Source organism: Streptomyces sp. NPDC028910 (assembly GCF_055564955.1).
This window is the reverse complement of record NZ_JBVHVF010000011.1, coordinates 131147-147487: the sequence shown is the minus strand read 5'-3', so window position 1 is coordinate 147487 and position 16341 is coordinate 131147. Positions and strand designations below refer to the sequence as shown.

Sequence of the window (16341 nt, the reverse complement as noted above, 5' to 3'; positions counted from 1 at the left end):
GGCAGACCCCTGGAGCGAGCCGGAGAGGACGGCGCCTGCGCACGTGGGAGGCGTTACCCGGCCCGCGGCCGCCCGTCAGTCCTCGTGGCCGGCCGGGGGCAGCTGGGTGCCGGCCTGGCAGGTGGCGAGGAGGGAGGCGTTCGGGCAGAACGCGTCGAAGCCCATGCCGAACTTCGCGAAGGATCCCCAGGCAGCCTTCCGGACCGCCGTGTACTCGGCTTCGGTCAGCCGGCTTCCCTCCAGGTCCTTCAAGGCGCGCAGGACCGCGTCGCGGGCGGTGAGGAAGCTCGGGTTCTTCGGCGTGAGCTTCAGCCCGTCGACGACCGCCTGCCACATCACGCGGTAGCCCCGCTCCTTGCTGCCCAGCGCGCCGACGACCTTGCGGGTCGTTTCCATGAGGGCCGCGCACCAGATCTCGCCGACGTTGTGGACCCTTCTGTAGTTCAGGCCGCCCGGGAGCTGTCCGGGGCCCTTGCCGATGTCCCCGAAGCCGCCCGGATACTGCGAGTCGTAGGGCCGCTGGCGGAATCCCCGCGTGTTGTCGAGCGACCAGGTGGCGATGACGACGCGCTCCTGCTCCTGGAAGAAGTTGCGCGTGGTGAGTGCGAAGAAGTCCGACCAGCCCTCGCCCATCGAAACGGACTGGAACTCTTCAAGGCCCTCCGCGTCGAGCAGGCCTCCGACGAGCCGGTTCGTCACCCCGTGGACGTACTCGTGGAAGACGACGTCCGCGTCGTTGGCGGTGTGTCTCCCACTGGCGCGGACCAGGCCCATCCTCATCACCGCCGTCGTGCCGTCGGCCGAGGTGTCCATGGTGGCCGTGCCATTGATCGGTTCCGGGTGGGCGATGGCGAGGACGGGGTCGGCGCCCCTGCCGAGCCCCGTCACGTTCGCCGTCTGGAAATTGCCGTGCTTCTCGGTGAAGTCGAGCATCATGAAGAAGTCGTGCATGTAGTTGCAGAGGAAGAACATGTTGGTGACGAGCTGCTGCGGCGAGTCCGGTTCGGTGGTGAACACCCCGTTGCCGTCCGGATCCGTGTCGATTTGGACGGTTTTCCGTGTCACCGCGTCGATGGCCCGCACGTTGTTGCCGACGGTCGCCACCTGTCCGTTCTGGGACGTGGCCCACGCGCTGGGGAACCCCGGGATCGGAACGGCGGGCAGCTCGGTCGGGTACTCGCTGAGAGGGAGCGGGAAAGGAACCTTGTCGAAGCTGCTCTCCGCCGGATTCCGCCGGAAGACGAACCCCTCGACCACATGGCTGGCGAGGTCCTGGAGCAGCAGGATCCGGGGCGCGGTGACATCCTCCGTCCGGTCGTCGGCCTCCACCAGTGCCTCGTACCGAACGGCCAGGTTGGCGCGGGAGAACCTGAACGACCACGTCAGGCGGATGTCACCGCCCATGTAGAGGTACACCAGCCGGGCGGGAACGGCTTCGTCGAACGGACCTTGGGCGAAGGTCATCGGCTGGTCGTTGCGTGCCTGGTACGCCAGACGCTCAAAGCCGCCCGAGACGTCCAGGGCCGGCAGCTCGTCGTCGCCGAAGGGGCTCTGGAGCGTCGTCGGTTCGGCGGCCTTCGCCGCCGCAACCGCCAGTGCCACCTCGGCCGCCACGGCCGGCATGGACGCGACGTTCGACGGAACGCTCACCGTGTCACCAACGACCCGCTCCACCGTGCCGTCCTCGCGCATCCACACCTTCGGCGCCATTCCCCGCACTTCGATGCCGTTGTGGACCTGCTGCAGACTGACGACGCGCGTGCCCTGGCTCGTGGTGCTCACCGTCGGATCCGCCACGAACTCGGGGGGCTCGTCGGCCGCGAACCCCATCGCCTCCGCGACGGACGGGACGTAGGCCCTGGCTCGGGCGATGTAGTCCGCGTCGGTGGTCTCCGTCAGGGACTCTTCGGTGAAGCCGGGGGAGTGGTCCACCCTCAGCTCGGTCAGATGGCCGGTGAAACGATTCACCTTTCCGGCTTCGGCCGTGAGGCCGTGCTGCACCCCGGCCGCCACGCGGTCGGTGTCTTCGAGGAACGCGTCGGCGCCGGGGATCGTGTCGAACCGGTCGTAGGCCAGATCCCGCCGATCGATGAGGTCGGTCATGGTGTGTCCTTGTGGTGGGTCCTCGCAGTGGGTTCGGTCCTTGTGCTGAGGGGGCGGGGCGGAGACCGGTGGTGGCGGCTACAGTCCCGCGAAGGTCAGGGCGGTCGCGGTGACGGAGCGGGCGATCGTGGCCGCGTACTGCGTGTCATGGTCCTCATCGAGGAGGGTGTCGCCCGGCGTGTGGTACTGCCGGGTTCCGGTCCCGTTTTGTCCGCCGTCGGGACCGAAGAGGTCCTCGGATACGGCGATGGCCGCCCATCCCCGCTCGTGGAAGCTCGCGTGGTCGCTCCGCCCCACGGCGGGGTCCCCGGGCCCGGTGAGCTGCTGGATCGCGAAGCCGGAGGCGAGGGCCGGGATGGTCCGCGCGACCAGGCCGCCGAGCGCTTCGGAGGCGGCCACGACCGGACCGGGTACCTTGGACCCGGCATGGATCTCCACCGTGGGCGTGCTGCCGTTCTGCAATCCGGCGATCATGTCCATCTGGAAGACGCCCGCGATGCGGTCGTCCGCCGCGGCGGCGGCGCGCGCGTAGCGCTTGCTGCCGACGAGCGCCTGCTCCTCGGCGTTGAAGAGGACGAAGCGCACATGACGCGTCGGCGCTCTGCCGTCCGCGACGAGCGCGTGCAGACATTCGGCCGCGGCCATGACCGCCGCGGTGCCGCTCCCGTCGTCGTCCGCACCGGGCGCCGGGTCCACCGCGGGGTCGTAGGGGCGGGGCTCGCCATTCGCGTCGACGAAGTGACCGCTCTGCGCCGTCGAATCCAGATGTGCCGTGATGAGAACGGCGGAGTCGGCTCCCTCGACGCGATGCTCCGCTTCGACATTGAACAGTTGGCGTCCCCGCCACCTGAACGCATGCCGTCGGACCACCAGTCCCAGGTCCTGGAAGTGCCGGACCAGCGCGTCCACGACGAGCCCGTTGTCGGCACTCGCCGCGTCACGGCTGCGGATCCTCAGCGGCTGGCCCGGGACCAGCGGTTCGACGCCGGAGATGCGCGCCACGTGGGCGCGCAGCGCCTCGGGCGTCACGGCCGCGCGTACGGCCGCGATCGTCTCGGGGGAAGGGAGGCCGTTGCCCACCCCTTCGAACCCGTCGGGCAGGGCCTCGGCGAAGCCCTCGGTGTAACCCTCGGCCTGCGACTCACCGGGGCGCGACAGGAGTGCCGGGTCCGGGAGAAGGCGCTCGGTGTGTCCGGGCTTGGCTCCCGGCGTGTGCACGTCTTCGATCGGGACACCGGCGGGCGCCGCGACGTAGACACCGCCGGGCGCCGGCCCGAGCGAGGCGATCGGCCGCAGGTACCCGATCAGCTCGCCGGAGGCGAAGCCGAACGCGGCCGCGGCGCGCATCGCCCCTTCGGTCACCGTCCTGGACTCCTCCGAGGCGCCCGCGAAGGCCTCGGGCACCGAGACCGGGCGGTCGTCCCTGATCAGGAATGCCGCCGTGTCCTCCACCTGCCCCCGTACGTCGGTCGTGAACCCGCCCTGTTGGAGCGCTTCAACGCCGAGTGCGGTCGCCATGGCGAGCACGAGCCGAGGGGAGGCGACATGCACGGGAACGACCTCGGCGCCGTTCGCCACCGCCTCCAGCCCGGCCAGGCTCCGGCCCTCCGGCAGGTCGATCCTCGTCCAGAAGACGGGGCGGTTCTCGATGGCGGCCCGGGTGAACACGGGGTGGGCCGCGACGCGCATGCCCGCCGTGCGGGCGAACGCGCGCTCCTCGTGGTCCTCACCCACGAAGACGCAGTCGCCGGCCGCGCCGCCCGTGCTCGCGACCGCGTTGTCGAAGATCGCGCGGCTCGTCTTGGGGCCGAAGTGGATGAGGCGGTCGTCCGTGAACCGGTCGGGAAATGCCTCGTGGAGTGCTTCCGTGGCCCGTGCGACCGCATCCTGGCCGGTGCCCGGGTTGGAGATGATGCCCTTGCGTTCCCCTGCGAAAGCATCGAGAACCCGCAAAACACGGGGGAGAGGACGCAACCGGAAGGATCCGTCGGCCTCAAGACGGGCATCCGCCAACGTCGCCCCGATGTCGAAGAAGAGCACGGTCATCTCGGCGCCTCCGATGGTTGAACGGCGCACAGTTGAACGGCACACATGGGACGCCGGGTGTGAGGGAAGCCCTGCGACCGTCGGCCCTGCGCGGTGGCCCGCACCCGTGCACGCTGCTCTGAGGACCCCCCTTCATGGTCCGTCCGCTGCCGTGCTCCCGCACTACGAGAATCAGACCGGTTCAACCCGCCTTGAGGTGCTGTGCATCGAGGGTGGTGCCTCGATCTCCCCGACGAGCCGGCCTTGCACCTGGCCGCACCTGACGACGCCCCGCAGGGGTGGCGCAACCCCCGCCGCTGCGGCCCGTGTTCCCTGCCCGTGTTCCTGCGCTGAGTCACGGCCGCAGTACCTCTATGTCGCCCCCGCGCGCCCGGATCCAGTCCTCCAGCTCGTGCCCGGCGAGGGTCGCCCGGGAGCCGTCCTCCGCGACGTGTTCCGCCTGCCCGAACACGGTCCCGGTCAGCCCCGCCACCAAGGGTGCTGTCGTCCCTCGTCACCTTGAAGGAGTTCTCCTGGAGCACCGCCCCGCTGAGGTCCGCCCCGCGCAGGTCGGTGTCCAGCAGCTCTGCGCCCAGGACGAGGGCGCCGCGGAAGCTGGCGCCGCGCGCGTCGGCCCCGGTGAGGTCGGCGCCCTGGAGTGGGCACGGCAGAAGTCGGCCCCGACGGGTTGCCCATGGCCGTCGCTCCCTGTCACTGGACCGGCTCAATCCACGCTATGCCGATGGAGCGAGGCCTCGGGCCGCCGGCCCCAGCACAGGCGCATCCGCCGGTTCGGGAGGAGGAGCGGGCGGAGGTGTGCCCGGACGTGCGGCAGGCGATCCCGGGCGCGCCGATGGTGACGTGGCGCATTTTGTTCGATACGGTGCGTGACGATTCGTTCGTGCCCTACGTCGCCTGCGGGTTCGCGACCCGCCGGGAGGTGCCGACATGCCCTCATCGTTCTCCGCCCCCGGATTCGCCGACGAGTTGACTCCCGGCGTCCTCGACCGCTGGAACCAGGTGGTCGAGGACGAGTTCAAACGTCTCGAACCCCTCTACGGAAGCCCGTACTTCACGCTCGAACCCGGCGATCCGGACGCCCAGCGGGTGGCCGTCACCTGGTTCGGGAACCCGGCGGAGCCGGAGTTCTGCTTCGACGAGACGACCGCCCGCAAGCTCTGCGACTGGGGCGTCCGCGGACGGCGCGCGCTCCACAACGAGTACTGCGAGTACGCGGTGGTCACTGCTCCCGACCGGCAGGGCAACCTGCGCCCCAAGAGGGTCCAGGTCACCACCGAACTGCCCGAGTATTACCAGGTGCTCGCCGAGGACGACCCGGACCTGCTGCGCGGCATCCTCACCGACACGCTCGGCGGTGAACCTCCCCGTTGGGAGGAGCTCTACGGTCCCGCGGTCGCCAACCCGAAGCTGCTCAGCCCCACACAGCGCCGGGTGGCGTTCGCCCGCCAGATGACCGGCCACGGACTGCACCCCGACCTCCGGGAAGCTGATGTCCCGGCCGATCCCGTGGGTTCCCTCAACGCCGTCAACGCCCTCTTCATGGCCCACCCCATCAACGGGCTCGACGACCTCCTCTACATCGTGATGTTCGGCGCCAAGCCCTATGCGCGCCGCACCGCCACCGGCGCGCTGGAAGCGGCCGGACGCGACCAGATTTTCCGCCAGGACCCCCCTCTCGCCGCACTGGCCTGCCGCAACGCCGACCCGGCCGCCGCGATGACCGCGGCGGGCGCCGCCTTCGACGGGCGGACCGTGTCCTTCGCCGACCCCATCGGCATGTACATCCACGCGTTCACCTCCGAGGTCTTCCAGTTCGAGGGCGGGCCGGTCCCCGATCCGTGGATCCGGCTCAGCCGCGGCCGCCAAGGGCTCCACCAGCGGCTGGAGTTCGGCCCCGGAGACGCGGACCCGCACTTCCTCGACGACATCACCGTGGTCGAGGGCGAGTCCGAAGACCCGCTCACCGGCGGCTACCAGGTCGTACGCCACGTCCAGGTGGGCCCGCTCGCCGCGCTCGGCGCACCCAAGGACGTCCCGCCGGCCGACTTCGTGGTCCTGCCCGATCCGCCCGGCCCTATCCGCTGCCGCGACGCGGGCGTGTGCAGCGGCGTCGTACGGCCGCTGAAGGAGGCGTTCGAGGCCGCGGCCGGGCAGCCCGCCCCGCCCGCCGGCCCGCGCGGCCGCCGATGAGCACCCTCCAGGACGGGCTCTACCACGGCCCCGGCCGCCGCCCGCCCGGGCACCTCGCTCTGGTGTTCCTGCGCGCCGACCCCGCGGCGGACTCCGCCGCCGTGGACGGCGCGCTGCGCGAAGTGACCGGGATGCTGCGCGACCTCGCCGAAGGGCGCGTCGGCGAGCTGCCCGGCCACCCGGTCCCGACCGGTGACCTGGAGTTCCTCCTCGGCTTCGGACCCAAGGCCTTCGACGTCCCCGGCGCCCGCGTCACCTGCCCCGCCGCGCTCGGCCCGCGCTTTCGCTTCCGCTCCCCGCTGCCCACCGGCGGCGGCCCCGTACTCGTCGGCTCGGGCCTTCCGTACGCCTCGGACATCGTCCACAACGACGCCACCGAGGAGTTCTGCCTCCAGTTCACCGCCGGGACTCAGCTCGCGGTGTCCCGTGCGGTCGTGGAACTGTGGAAGCTGCTCGGCGGCAGAAGGGACAGCCGCACCCGGATGGCGCCGCTGGAGATCGCGGGCATCCATACCGGCTTCCAGCGCGACGATCTGCGCAGCTGGATCGGCTTCCACGACGGCGTGTCCAACCTGGAGAGCAGTGACCGGGAAGGGGTCATCTCCATCGGCGACGCCGAGGCCGGCTCCGATACCTGGACCGTCGGCGGCACCTACCTCGTCTTCCTCAGGCTCGCCGTCGATCTCGACCAATGGCACCATCTGTCGTGCGCCCAACAGGAGTTGCTGGTCGGCCGGGACAAGCTCACCGGCGCCCCGCTCACCGGCACGGATCCCGAGGGGCTGCCCGTACCGGCCCCCGGCTGCCCGGTGGCCGGGACCACCGAGGTCACTCAGCCCGGCAACGAGGACTTCATCGAGCCGGGCCCCACCGACGACCCCGTGCTGCTCGCAGCCCACGTCCGCCGGGCCAACCTGAGCGGCGACTCCGCCCCCGACCTGGCTGGCTCACTGCGGATGTTCCGCCAGGGCTACGAGTTCTTCGAAGCCGTCGCGGCCGCGCCCGGCTTCCGCGTCGGCCTGAACTTCATCAGCTTCCAGGACGGCCCCGACCGGGTGCTGCGCGTCCTCACCCAGCGCGGCTGGCTGGGCGGCGTCAACTTCGGCGGGCAGCCCGACGGGGACGGTCCGGCAGGCCGGCTGCTGACCGTACGGGCCGGCGGCACCTACCTCGTCCCGCCGGTGCGGGACGCCGCTCCCTATCCGGGAGCCGAGGTCTACGGGTGAACACACCCCCTCTCCCGGATGGAAACGGAGACGCACGGTGGCACGTTGGTTAAGGGCCCGACGCCTCATTTGGTCCAGATGTCCAGCAGTTGGTTTGCCGCACGGAAATGATCGGGTGAATCCACGTTGCACACGACGGTGACGGCAGCGTTACGGTCGGGGCTCACCTTGAAGGTGCTGTGAAACCCCTCCCAGTCGCCGCGATGGACCAGGCTCTTGTCGGGGAGAAGGAGGATTCCGGCCCCGTACCGTCCTTCTTCGATGCCACGCGGGCGCAGGACGTCGCCCACACTCACCGCTCCCTCCGTGACCCCGGCGAGCAGTTCCGTTCCACCGATGCGACCAGTGCGGTAATTGTCGGCCCAGCGGACGAATTCCCCAGGGGTGGTTTGGACGGATCCGTCTCCGTACTGTTTCCAGGGGGAGGAATTGGGAGTGAAGGAGCCGTCCTTCTCGACGTACGACTTTGCCTTGCCGGGAACGTCCACCGCCGGGGACAAAGTCATGCGCAGGTGCAGCGGGGTGAAGAACTCCTGTTGGATGAAGGTCGGGAACGGCCTGCCGGTGACCCTCTCGACGACATGTGCCAGGAGGACGTAGTTGGAGTTGGAGTATGAGAAGCGCTTGCCCGGAGGGTCTTCCGGCTGTGAGGCGAGGATGGCCGCGATCGCTTCCTTCTGGCCGGCCGGATCCGTCAGCTCGATGCCCTTGTCCTCCAGCAGATCCTGGTAGTCGGTAATGCCGCTGGTGTGACGCATCAGGTCGCCCAGGGTGACGTCCCGCGTCCAGGCGGGCGGGTTGTCGAGATAATCGGACAAGGGGTCGTCCAGCGCGAGTTGGTGCCGTCCGGCCAACAAAAGGACGGCGTCTGCGGTGAATTGCTTGGAGTTGGATGCCATGTCGAAGACCGTCTTCGAGGTGATGGCGCGCCCAGTCGTGAGATCCGCTTTCCCCCTCCCCGCCTCCCAGACAACGCTTCCCCGCATGCCGACAGCTGCCGCACAGCCCGGGCCATCAGGAGAAGGCACCAGCCCCTGGAGAACATCTGCGCTGCGTTTCTCGCGGTCATCGCCGGCCGCGTATGCCTGCGGCCCTGCGACCGCGGCCAGTACAACCACGACCGTGGCGCCTCCGGCGGCACACAACGACGCCATCCGATTCACGGACACCACCCTCTCTCTACTGGGAACGAGGGCCTTCATGTCGAACGTCCCGTTGAGGAAGGGCCGGTCGGGGTAGCGGTGGTCGAGCAGCCGACGCACCAACGGTGCGGGCGGAACGCATGCAATTTCAACGCTACCGGGTGGTCCGAAGACGCGCACAAGGGACGGGAGGTGGCCACCGTTACTCGCGGCCGCTTGGCCGGGCCGCGACGCTGTCGCCGGCGCGGGTGGAGTAGCTGTAGCTGTCCGCTATAGGGATGCTGGGCGCAGCCGGGCTGCGGCATCGTGCAACGCGGACTGCGACTGCTCCGCGTGGCGGGCGTACGCGCCACCCGGTAGCGTCGAAAACGCGCGTTCCGCCCAAACCGCTGTGGCCTGGCCCGGCAGGGCCGCCGCCGATGTCGGCAGAGGAACGAGATCACATGCCAAAGCACAGCATCCCCGCGGTGACTGCCGGGGCAGCTCTGGTCTGTCTGGCGGCATTCGGCCCCACATCCAGCAGCGCCGCGTCAGCACCCGCCCAGCCCACCGGACAGCAGCCCAGCCCGGCAGGCTCGTCCCGGTTCGTGCCCGGCTCCTGTCCGAAGCCGCCCGAGCCCATCGAAGCGCTGAGCGACGCACGGTGCGGTTTCCTCGAGGTCCCCGAGAACCGTTCCCGCCCCGGCGGCCGGACCATCAAGCTGGCCGTGGCCGTCATTGCGGCCGTCACCCCGGCGAAGCCCGCGCAGGCCCCCGTGGTGTTCATGGCGGGCGGCCCCGGTGCCGACACGTTCGACGACATTCCGTTCCTCGTCGACTCCGGCCTGAACAAGGACCGCGAGCTGATCATCATGGCCCAGCGCGGCAACCTCTACAACCAGCCGAACCTCGCCTGCCCGGAGGTCGACCGGTTCAACGGGCAAGCCGTCGGCCTCGGCTACGACGCACCGGAGGCAAAACAGCTCTTCCTGAAAGCGGTGAAGGACTGCCGGGACCGCCTGACGGCCGACGGCACAGACCTGAGCGCCTACAACACCACTGAGAACGCAGCCGACTTCGCCGACCTGCGCAAGGCGCTGGACATCCCCCAGTGGAACGTCTACGGCTACTCCTACGGCAGCAACCTGGCCCTCACGTACCTGCGCCTGCACCCCGAGGGAATCCGCGCGTTCGCGATCGACTCGATCACCCCTCCCCAGGTCGTGACTCTGCCGTGGACATGGGGCAGCACCGCCGAGGGGATCCGCAACATCTTCGAGGCGTGCGCGGCGCAGCCCGCCTGCAAGGACCGGTACCCGGACCTCCCCCGTACGCTGACGGAGCAAGTGCGCAGGCTGGAGGCACAGCCTCTGACGCTGAACGTCCCGCCGCCGAACGGAGGAAAGCCGGTCAAGGTCGTCCTCGACGGGGGCGCACTGCTGAACCTGATCGTCGCCTTCAACCCCCGGCCGAAGGACATCCCGGCGGCGCTCGAGGAACTCGCCAACGGAAACCCGGAGCGCTACGCGAAGGCCCGCGCGGCCGGCTCGGTCCAAAAGGTCGGCGAGTTCGCCCACGGCCTGACGAACTCGGTGGTGTGCAGCGAGTGGGCGCCGGGGTATTCGGAAGCCGACGTGCTGAAGGCGGGGCGCAAGACCTACCCCGGGTGGCCGGACACGGTGCTGGCCCAGGTGCCGCAACTTCCCTTCCAGTACCCGGCATGCGGGATCTGGAACGTTCCGGACCGCGCCTCCGTCCAGCGGGTGGCCACGGTCAGCTCCGTACCGGCGCTCGTCATCTCCGGCACGTTCGACGTGAAGACCGGGGCGAGCTGGGCGAAGGACGTCGCCCGCAACCTGTCCGGCTCGACTGCCATACAGGTCCCCGGAATCGGCCACTGGGTGGTCCCGCAGTCGCCTTGCGCGCAGAGCGTGCTGGCCTCTTTCTTCGCTCGCCCGACCGCGCCCGACACCGGTTGTGTGGACGGTCTCGAGCCCGAACCGTTCACGATCATCCCGAAGTAACCGGGAGGGCAGATGACACGCCAGCAAGCGCCCCGTCGTCGTCGCACCGCACGACGACTCCTGGCCACGTCGGCCTGCATGGCGACCGGTCTCCTCGTCACCGGCCTGCTCGCAGCGCCCGCCCAGGCGCAGCCCAGCCCCGACACCGACACCGGAGCACCGATCGGCACGACCGCCCGGACGGTGGGCGACGCCCGCTACGAGCCGGGCCCCTGCCCGAAGACACCGGAACCGGTGGAGGAGCTCGAAGGGGCCCGCTGCGGAACGCTCACCGTGCCCGAGAACCGCGCCAAACCAAGCAGCAAAACGATCAAACTCGGTGTCGCGATCGTGCCCGCCGCGGCTGACACACCGAAACCCGACCCCATCGTGTGGCTCGCGGGCGGACCCGGAGACGACGCCGTGGGCGAGGCGAAGATGGCGATCGGCGGCGGCCTGAACCGCGACCGTGACGTGATCCTCATGTCCCAGCGCGGTACGTACTCGGCCGACCCTGCGCTCCTGTGCCGCAACATCGACGAGTTCAACGCACGCGCGGTCGGCCTCGTCTACGACGCGCCGTCCACCGAGCGCCTGCACGTCGACGCCACGAAGGCCTGCCGCGACCAACTGGCGGGCCGCGGGCTCGACCTCAGCGCCTACAACGACACCGAGAGCGCCGCCGACTACGAGGACCTGCGCACCACGCTGGGCATCAAGCAGTGGAACCTGTACGGCATCTCCTACGGCACCCACCTGGCGCTGGTCTACATGCGCCTGCACCCCGAGGGACTCCGCTCCGTGGGCATCGACGGCATACTGCCGCCGTCCAGGGCCGGGTCGGCGGCGACCTGGAGCAGCGCCCGGCAGGGCTTCGACGGCCTGTTCAAGGCATGCGCGGACCAGCCGGCGTGCAACGAGCGCTACCCGAACCTGTCGGCCACCTTCGAAAAGCTCGTCAGCGACCTCGAAGCCAAGCCGGTCACCACCACCGTCACGCTCCCCGGCGACGACACGCCGGTGAAGGTCGTACTGGACGGCGGAGCCCTGGTGAACTGGATGACCTCCGCCACCCACGTGGCGGAGCAGGTACCCGCCGCCCTCGACGAGCTGGCCAACGGCAAGCCGCAGCGGATCGCCCGGCAGTGGGCGGCCGGCAAGCTCAGCCCGGCGGCCATGGGCAGGGTCGCGCACGGCCTCGTCTACGGCATCTTCTGCAGCGAGTGGACGCCGTACGAGACCCAGGAACAGGCGCTCAAGGGCGGACAGGAAGCGTTCCCGTCGTTCCCCCGCTCGGTACAGGCCCAGGCTCCGCAGCTCACCTTCCTCCGTCCGGACTGCGACGTCTGGAACGTCCCCCCTGCGGCGCCCTCGATCCGGGACGTCACGCGCGGTGACACCCCCACCCTCGCCCTGTCGGGCAGCTTCGACTCCCAGACCGGGGCGGACAACGGGACGTACGTCGCCCGCACGCTGAGCAAGGCCAAGGTCGTCACGATCCCCTACGAGCCGCACGTGGTGTTCGCCACCTCGAAGTGCGCCCAGGAGATCGCCGTCTCGTTCTTCGAGACCCCGGACGCGCCGAAGACCGAATGCCTGAAGGGCCTCGAGCCGCCTGAGTTCGAGATCGCTCCCTGATAACCGCTCACGGAGTCACCATGGCCCCAACTTGGGACCCACGTCACCCACGCCGCTCCGGGCCCTCGATCCTGCCGGTCCTGCTGCCCATCGCGGTGCTGATCGTGGTGGCGGTGGCCGTGGGGTCGTGGCTGCAGTTCACCGAACGGCAGACGCTCGATACGGTCCACACGGTCGGATCCCAAGCCACCGACCGGGTGGACGTGGAGGCCAACGTCCAACGCGTCGACGCCGCGGCCAGAGAGCTGGCACTGCGGGTCCGGGTCACCGCGCGCGGGAACCTCGGCGAGGCGGAGGGGACCGCCCCGGTGGCTGATCTCAGCCTCCAGACTTCCGCGCAGACCCTCGGCGACCTGGAGTTCAAGGCGCACGAGCGGCTCACGACCAGGGACGTGCAGGTCGCGATCACGGATGGATCGATCAGCGACTACCCGTTCGACACCTACGAGACCGACATCGAGTTCTGGGCACAGCTGGACGGCAAGCAGGTGCCGGTGCGGATGCTGTTCTCCAACAACGACACACTCTTCTCGATCTCCGCGAAACCCACTCCGTCCGGGCAAGAGGCTGTCGGCGTGGCGCTGGGGCTGGGGCTGGCCCGATCGGGCAGCCTGCTCGTCTTCGTGGTCTTCATGATGGCCGTGATGTGGGCGCTGGCGGCGTCCGTGCTCCTCGGGGCCTGGTACCTGACGACCCGCAGAGAGGGCCTGGTCTGGGCCTCACTCGGCTGGATGGCCGCCACCCTGTTCGCCCTCTCGGCCTTCCGCAACAACGCCCCCGGCACACCCCCGATCGGCTGCGTGATGGACTGGTTCGCCTTCCTGTGGGCCGAAACCGTCATCGCCCTCTGCCTGATCGCCGTGGTCATCTCCGGCGTCGCCACCGCCCTCCAACACGACGACACCCATCCCACCTGAAGGTTGTTGCAGAAGCACCGCCGGCCACCGGTTCTTGGATCACACCGTCGTCGGATGTGCTTGCGGCTCGGCCGGAGTGTCCGCGAGGGCGAGTTGGGCGAGGCAGAAGGCGCCCAGGCGATGGCCGGGACCGAGGTCGTCCCCGTGGTGAGGCAGTAGAGGGCGACGGCGCCCGACGACGCGCCAGCCCGCGCGGCACAGGGCCATGGCGATGTCGGTGTCCTCGGCGAGGGTGTCGGCGCTGATGCCGCCGCAGGAGGCCGGGGCCGAGCGCCGGAAGGCCCCGGTCCGCCCGGTCCGGCGGGTCTGCCCGTACACCCGGTCCGCCCGGGTCGCGCGCGCCCGACGGCCGGAGGAAGGCCGACATGGACACCGGAATCTCCATGCCCATGATGAACAGGAACCCGGGGAAGACCAGGTCGGTGACCGTCAGCCCGAAGCCGTCCGCGGGCAGCATGATCGAGCCGGAGAACGGCTGCGAACGTGCGCGGATGTTAGCTTCTTTCCCGTGGCGGAACACCAGGACGAGACCAGGGCGGCCTACGACGGGATCGTCGAGCTGTATGCGTCGCTGTTCGCTGATCGGTTGGAGACGCAGCCGTTCGCGCGGGCCATGGTCGGTACCTTCGCCGAGCTGGTGCGCGGGACGGGGAACCTGCGGGCAGCCGACGTCGGGTGCGGGCCCGGACATCTGACGGCCATGCTGCACGACCTGGGCCTCGACGCCTTCGGGCTCGACCTCTCCCCGGCCATGGTCGACCACGCCCGGCGGGCCCATCCGGCGCTGCGGTTCGACGAGGCGCGGATGGAGGCCCTGCCGGTCGAGGACGGCGCGCTCGGCGGCGTGCTGGCCCACTACTCGATGATCCATACCCCGCCCGAGGAACTACCCGCGCTCCTCGCCGAGCAGGTGCGGGTCCTGGCACCAGGGGGCCTGCTCCTGGTCTCGTTCTTCGCGACCGACGGACCGGAGCCGGTCCGCTTCGACCACAAGGTGACGCCCGCCTATAGTTGGCCGGTGGACCGGTTCGCCGAGTTGCTGGCCAGGGCCGGGCTCGTCACGTTCGCCCGGCTCCTCCACGACCCGGCCTCCGAACGGGGTTTCCTCGACGCCCACTTGCTGGCCCGCCTCCACTAGAGATTGCGCGATCGGACTGTGGGAGGGCGGCGGGCTGTACTGCCTGCGCCTACCTCATCATGGCGACGTCGCCCCGTGCATGACCGATTCGAGGCGATCGCGGAGGCCGCCGATCTCCGCCTTCAAGCTCTCCAGGGCCGGTCCGTCCCTGGGATCCGCGGCCGCGACGTGGCTCCGGCTGTCGCGCAGGGCGCGAAAGATTCTCCTCGTAGACCTTGGCCGCGGCTTCGGTCTGCTCCAGCTCGCGGCCGATCGCGGACGCCCTGGAGACGATCTCTAGTCGGCTAGGCGGCGGCGCCAGTCCAGGGGCGTGATGGTGATGGCGCGGCCGGGGTCACAGTCCCATTCCGCTTGGAGGCCGGCTGCTTCTAGGGCGGCCACGACCTCATGGCCGATGCCCGCCGTGGTCTCGGACGAGCCGTCGAAGCCGCCGTAAAGGAGCATCAGTCCGTGGCCGGCCGCGGCGGAGTCCGTGCACTGCGAGTGGAAACAGACTGACCGCAGCTGCGGCAGCAGGTGAAGTTCTCGCGCGCGGTGATACCGGCCTCCTGCAGGGCGGTGAACGCGCGGGTGAGCCGCTCACACCCCCCTGACAGCAGACCTCCTGGACCCACGACGCTGCTCACTTCGACAGCCCAGGGCATCCCGAACCCGCGTAAACGTCCGGTCACTCAGTTCTCCGCACCCCTGGGCGGCCCCCGGGCCGAGCTCTGACCGTGGTTTCTGAGATCAGGTGGCCCGGGCACCGCGCACTGGCCTCAGAGGTTCAACGACAAGCCAAGGCCGGGTCCGTCCGCTCGAACTCGCAGGTCCGCCTGTGCGGGAGCCCGGGGCGATGTCGATATTTTCGTGGTTTCCGCTAAGCCTGATGGCCTGTCGTGTTGGGAGAGACTGCCAGCCAGAGGCGGCGGCAACGTCCCGATCACGGGCGGCCGGGGCCGATCAGATCATGAAACACACGGGGAGGACGGCGCGATGAGTGCGCAGCAGCAGTACGACGAGATCGGTGAGGCGTACGAGGGCTTCAAGGCCCTGCCTCTGGAGCAGTACGCGGTGGTGCCCGGTTTCCTGGCCCTGGTCGGGGACGTGAGCGGCAAGTCGGTCCTCGACCTGGCCTCCGGGACCGGCTTCTACAGCCGGGAGTTCAAGCGACGCGGCGCCACGGACGTCCTCGGAATCGACATCTCCGGCGAGATGGTCGCCGTGGCGCAGAAGCTGGAGGAGCACGACCCGCTGGGCGTGCGCTACGAGGTCGGTGACGTGTCCACGCTGCGGACCTTCGAGCAGCCCTTCGACGTGGGCCTGGCGGTCCAGCTGCTCAACTACGCACCGGACATCGCCACCACTGAGCTGATGTGCCGCAATATCCACCAGAGCCTGAAGCCCGGCGCCGAGCTGTTCCTGCTCAACCAGTCGCCCGACTTCCGCTTCGACGGGCCGTCCCCGGAGAAGTACGGCTTCCGCAGCGTCCTCACCGGTGAGGAGGTCGAGACCGGACCGCAGGTCCGGACCACGGCGCTGCTTGACCCGCCCGTCTCGTTCGTCGCCAACCGTCCGCGCCGCGAGGTCTACGAGGACTGCCTGAAGGCGGCCGGATTCAGTGAGCTGACCTGGGTCCCGGTGGAGGTGTCCGAGGCCGGCGTACGCGAGTTCGGCGCGGACCACTGGGCCGACCTCTACGCCAACCCCCCGCTGGAAATGCTGCGCTGCCGCGCCTGACGCCCCACCGGACATCCCGGCGACCCGACCTCCGATGCGTCCGCACCGGGGCCGGGTCGCCGCTCCGCCCGGCGTCCAGTCGCCTCCTCGTAGGAGCGGACGATGTCGCTGGGGCCGGGCTGGGGCTGGGCTGGGACCGGCTGATCGTTCGGCCCGTTCCGCGAGCCGACCGAGCCGACCGAGCCGACCGAGGTGCCCGGGAGCTCGCCCGCCAGTGGATCGGCGGCCTCGCCCATGGCG

The 16341-nt window shown here is 69.9% G+C and carries 11 protein-coding genes and 3 pseudogenes; 7 read left to right on the top strand and 7 right to left on the bottom strand.

From position 1 onward, the window contains the following. Positions 1–75 precede the first annotated feature (75 nt). The 4 genes and pseudogenes from ACZ4TV_RS16455 to ACZ4TV_RS16440 form a co-directional block, all read right to left on the bottom strand. Positions 76–2103 carry a M36 family metallopeptidase gene (locus tag ACZ4TV_RS16455; RefSeq protein ID WP_468135102.1) on the bottom strand — a complete coding sequence of 676 codons (2028 nt, stop codon included), beginning with the start codon at positions 2101–2103 and terminating at the stop codon, positions 76–78. Positions 2104–2181: 78 nt separating this feature from the next. Further along, positions 2182–4056: a M20/M25/M40 family metallo-hydrolase gene (locus ACZ4TV_RS16450; RefSeq protein ID WP_468135100.1), complete on the bottom strand. Its 1875-nt coding sequence runs from the start codon at positions 4054–4056 to the stop codon at positions 2182–2184. A 427-nt stretch (positions 4057–4483) separates the two neighbouring features. Continuing rightward, positions 4484–4621 (bottom strand): hypothetical protein, encoded by a 138-nt coding sequence (locus tag ACZ4TV_RS16445; protein ID WP_468135218.1) that lies wholly within the window; start codon positions 4619–4621, stop codon positions 4484–4486. Between the two features lie 64 nt (positions 4622–4685). Continuing rightward, positions 4686–4856, bottom strand: a pseudogene (locus tag ACZ4TV_RS16440) (pentapeptide repeat-containing protein); the annotation flags it as partial. Positions 4857–5076: 220 nt separating this feature from the next. Here ACZ4TV_RS16440 and ACZ4TV_RS16435 point away from each other — a divergent pair. Both ACZ4TV_RS16435 and ACZ4TV_RS16430 read left to right on the top strand, forming a co-directional pair. Continuing rightward, entirely contained in the window at positions 5077–6339 is a 1263-nt protein-coding gene (locus tag ACZ4TV_RS16435) for a hypothetical protein (RefSeq protein WP_468135098.1), read from the top strand. Beyond that, positions 6336–7565, top strand: a complete 1230-nt coding sequence (locus ACZ4TV_RS16430) for a Dyp-type peroxidase (RefSeq protein ID WP_468135096.1) — start codon at positions 6336–6338, stop codon at positions 7563–7565. The genes ACZ4TV_RS16435 and ACZ4TV_RS16430 overlap by 4 nt, the downstream gene beginning before the upstream one ends. A 65-nt stretch (positions 7566–7630) precedes the next feature. Here ACZ4TV_RS16430 and ACZ4TV_RS16425 read toward each other — a convergent pair whose 3' ends face one another. After that, complete coding sequence (locus ACZ4TV_RS16425; RefSeq protein WP_468135210.1) at positions 7631–8719, bottom strand: serine hydrolase domain-containing protein; 1089 nt, start codon at positions 8717–8719, stop codon at positions 7631–7633. 431 nt (positions 8720–9150) lie between these two features. Between ACZ4TV_RS16425 and ACZ4TV_RS16420 the strand changes: the two genes are divergently transcribed. From ACZ4TV_RS16420 to ACZ4TV_RS16410, 3 genes are all read left to right on the top strand, one after another. Beyond that, positions 9151–10710 (top strand): alpha/beta fold hydrolase, encoded by a 1560-nt coding sequence (locus tag ACZ4TV_RS16420; protein ID WP_468135094.1) that lies wholly within the window; start codon positions 9151–9153, stop codon positions 10708–10710. Positions 10711–10788: 78 nt separating this feature from the next. After that, positions 10789–12327, top strand: coding sequence for an alpha/beta fold hydrolase (locus ACZ4TV_RS16415; RefSeq protein ID WP_468135208.1), 1539 nt, complete (start codon positions 10789–10791; stop codon positions 12325–12327). A gap of 20 nt (positions 12328–12347) precedes the next feature. Further along, positions 12348–13244 (top strand): DUF4436 family protein, encoded by an 897-nt coding sequence (locus ACZ4TV_RS16410; protein WP_468135092.1) that lies wholly within the window; start codon positions 12348–12350, stop codon positions 13242–13244. 162 nt (positions 13245–13406) lie between these two features. Here ACZ4TV_RS16410 and ACZ4TV_RS16405 read toward each other — a convergent pair. Next, positions 13407–13571 (bottom strand): annotated as a pseudogene (locus tag ACZ4TV_RS16405) (glycosyltransferase); the annotation flags it as partial. A gap of 181 nt (positions 13572–13752) precedes the next feature. Here ACZ4TV_RS16405 and ACZ4TV_RS16400 point away from each other — a divergent pair. Continuing rightward, entirely contained in the window at positions 13753–14382 is a 630-nt protein-coding gene (locus ACZ4TV_RS16400) for a class I SAM-dependent methyltransferase (RefSeq protein WP_468135090.1), read from the top strand. Positions 14383–14658: 276 nt separating this feature from the next. Here ACZ4TV_RS16400 and ACZ4TV_RS16395 read toward each other — a convergent pair. After that, positions 14659–14963 (bottom strand): annotated as a pseudogene (locus ACZ4TV_RS16395) (DUF6891 domain-containing protein); the annotation flags it as partial. A 394-nt stretch (positions 14964–15357) separates the two neighbouring features. On the opposite strand from ACZ4TV_RS16395, the gene ACZ4TV_RS16390 reads away from it, so the two are divergent. Further along, the gene (locus ACZ4TV_RS16390; protein WP_468135088.1) at positions 15358–16101 is read left to right on the top strand and encodes a class I SAM-dependent methyltransferase; all 744 of its coding nucleotides are present in this window, start codon (positions 15358–15360) and stop codon (positions 16099–16101) included. Positions 16102–16341: the final 240 nt, after the last annotated feature.

Bases quoted from the DNA above. Each gene is read 5' to 3' on its own strand.
- ACZ4TV_RS16455 (WP_468135102.1), bottom strand. From the start codon at position 2,103: ATGACCGACCTCATCGATCGGCGGGATCTGGCCTACGACCGGTTCGAC.
- ACZ4TV_RS16435 (WP_468135098.1), top strand. From the start codon at position 5,077: ATGCCCTCATCGTTCTCCGCCCCCGGATTCGCCGACGAGTTGACTCCC.
- ACZ4TV_RS16430 (WP_468135096.1), top strand. From the start codon at position 6,336: ATGAGCACCCTCCAGGACGGGCTCTACCACGGCCCCGGCCGCCGCCCG.
- ACZ4TV_RS16425 (WP_468135210.1), bottom strand. From the start codon at position 8,719: ATGGCGTCGTTGTGTGCCGCCGGAGGCGCCACGGTCGTGGTTGTACTG.
- ACZ4TV_RS16420 (WP_468135094.1), top strand. From the start codon at position 9,151: ATGCCAAAGCACAGCATCCCCGCGGTGACTGCCGGGGCAGCTCTGGTC.
- ACZ4TV_RS16415 (WP_468135208.1), top strand. From the start codon at position 10,789: ATGGCGACCGGTCTCCTCGTCACCGGCCTGCTCGCAGCGCCCGCCCAG.
- ACZ4TV_RS16410 (WP_468135092.1), top strand. From the start codon at position 12,348: ATGGCCCCAACTTGGGACCCACGTCACCCACGCCGCTCCGGGCCCTCG.
- ACZ4TV_RS16390 (WP_468135088.1), top strand. From the start codon at position 15,358: ATGAGTGCGCAGCAGCAGTACGACGAGATCGGTGAGGCGTACGAGGGC.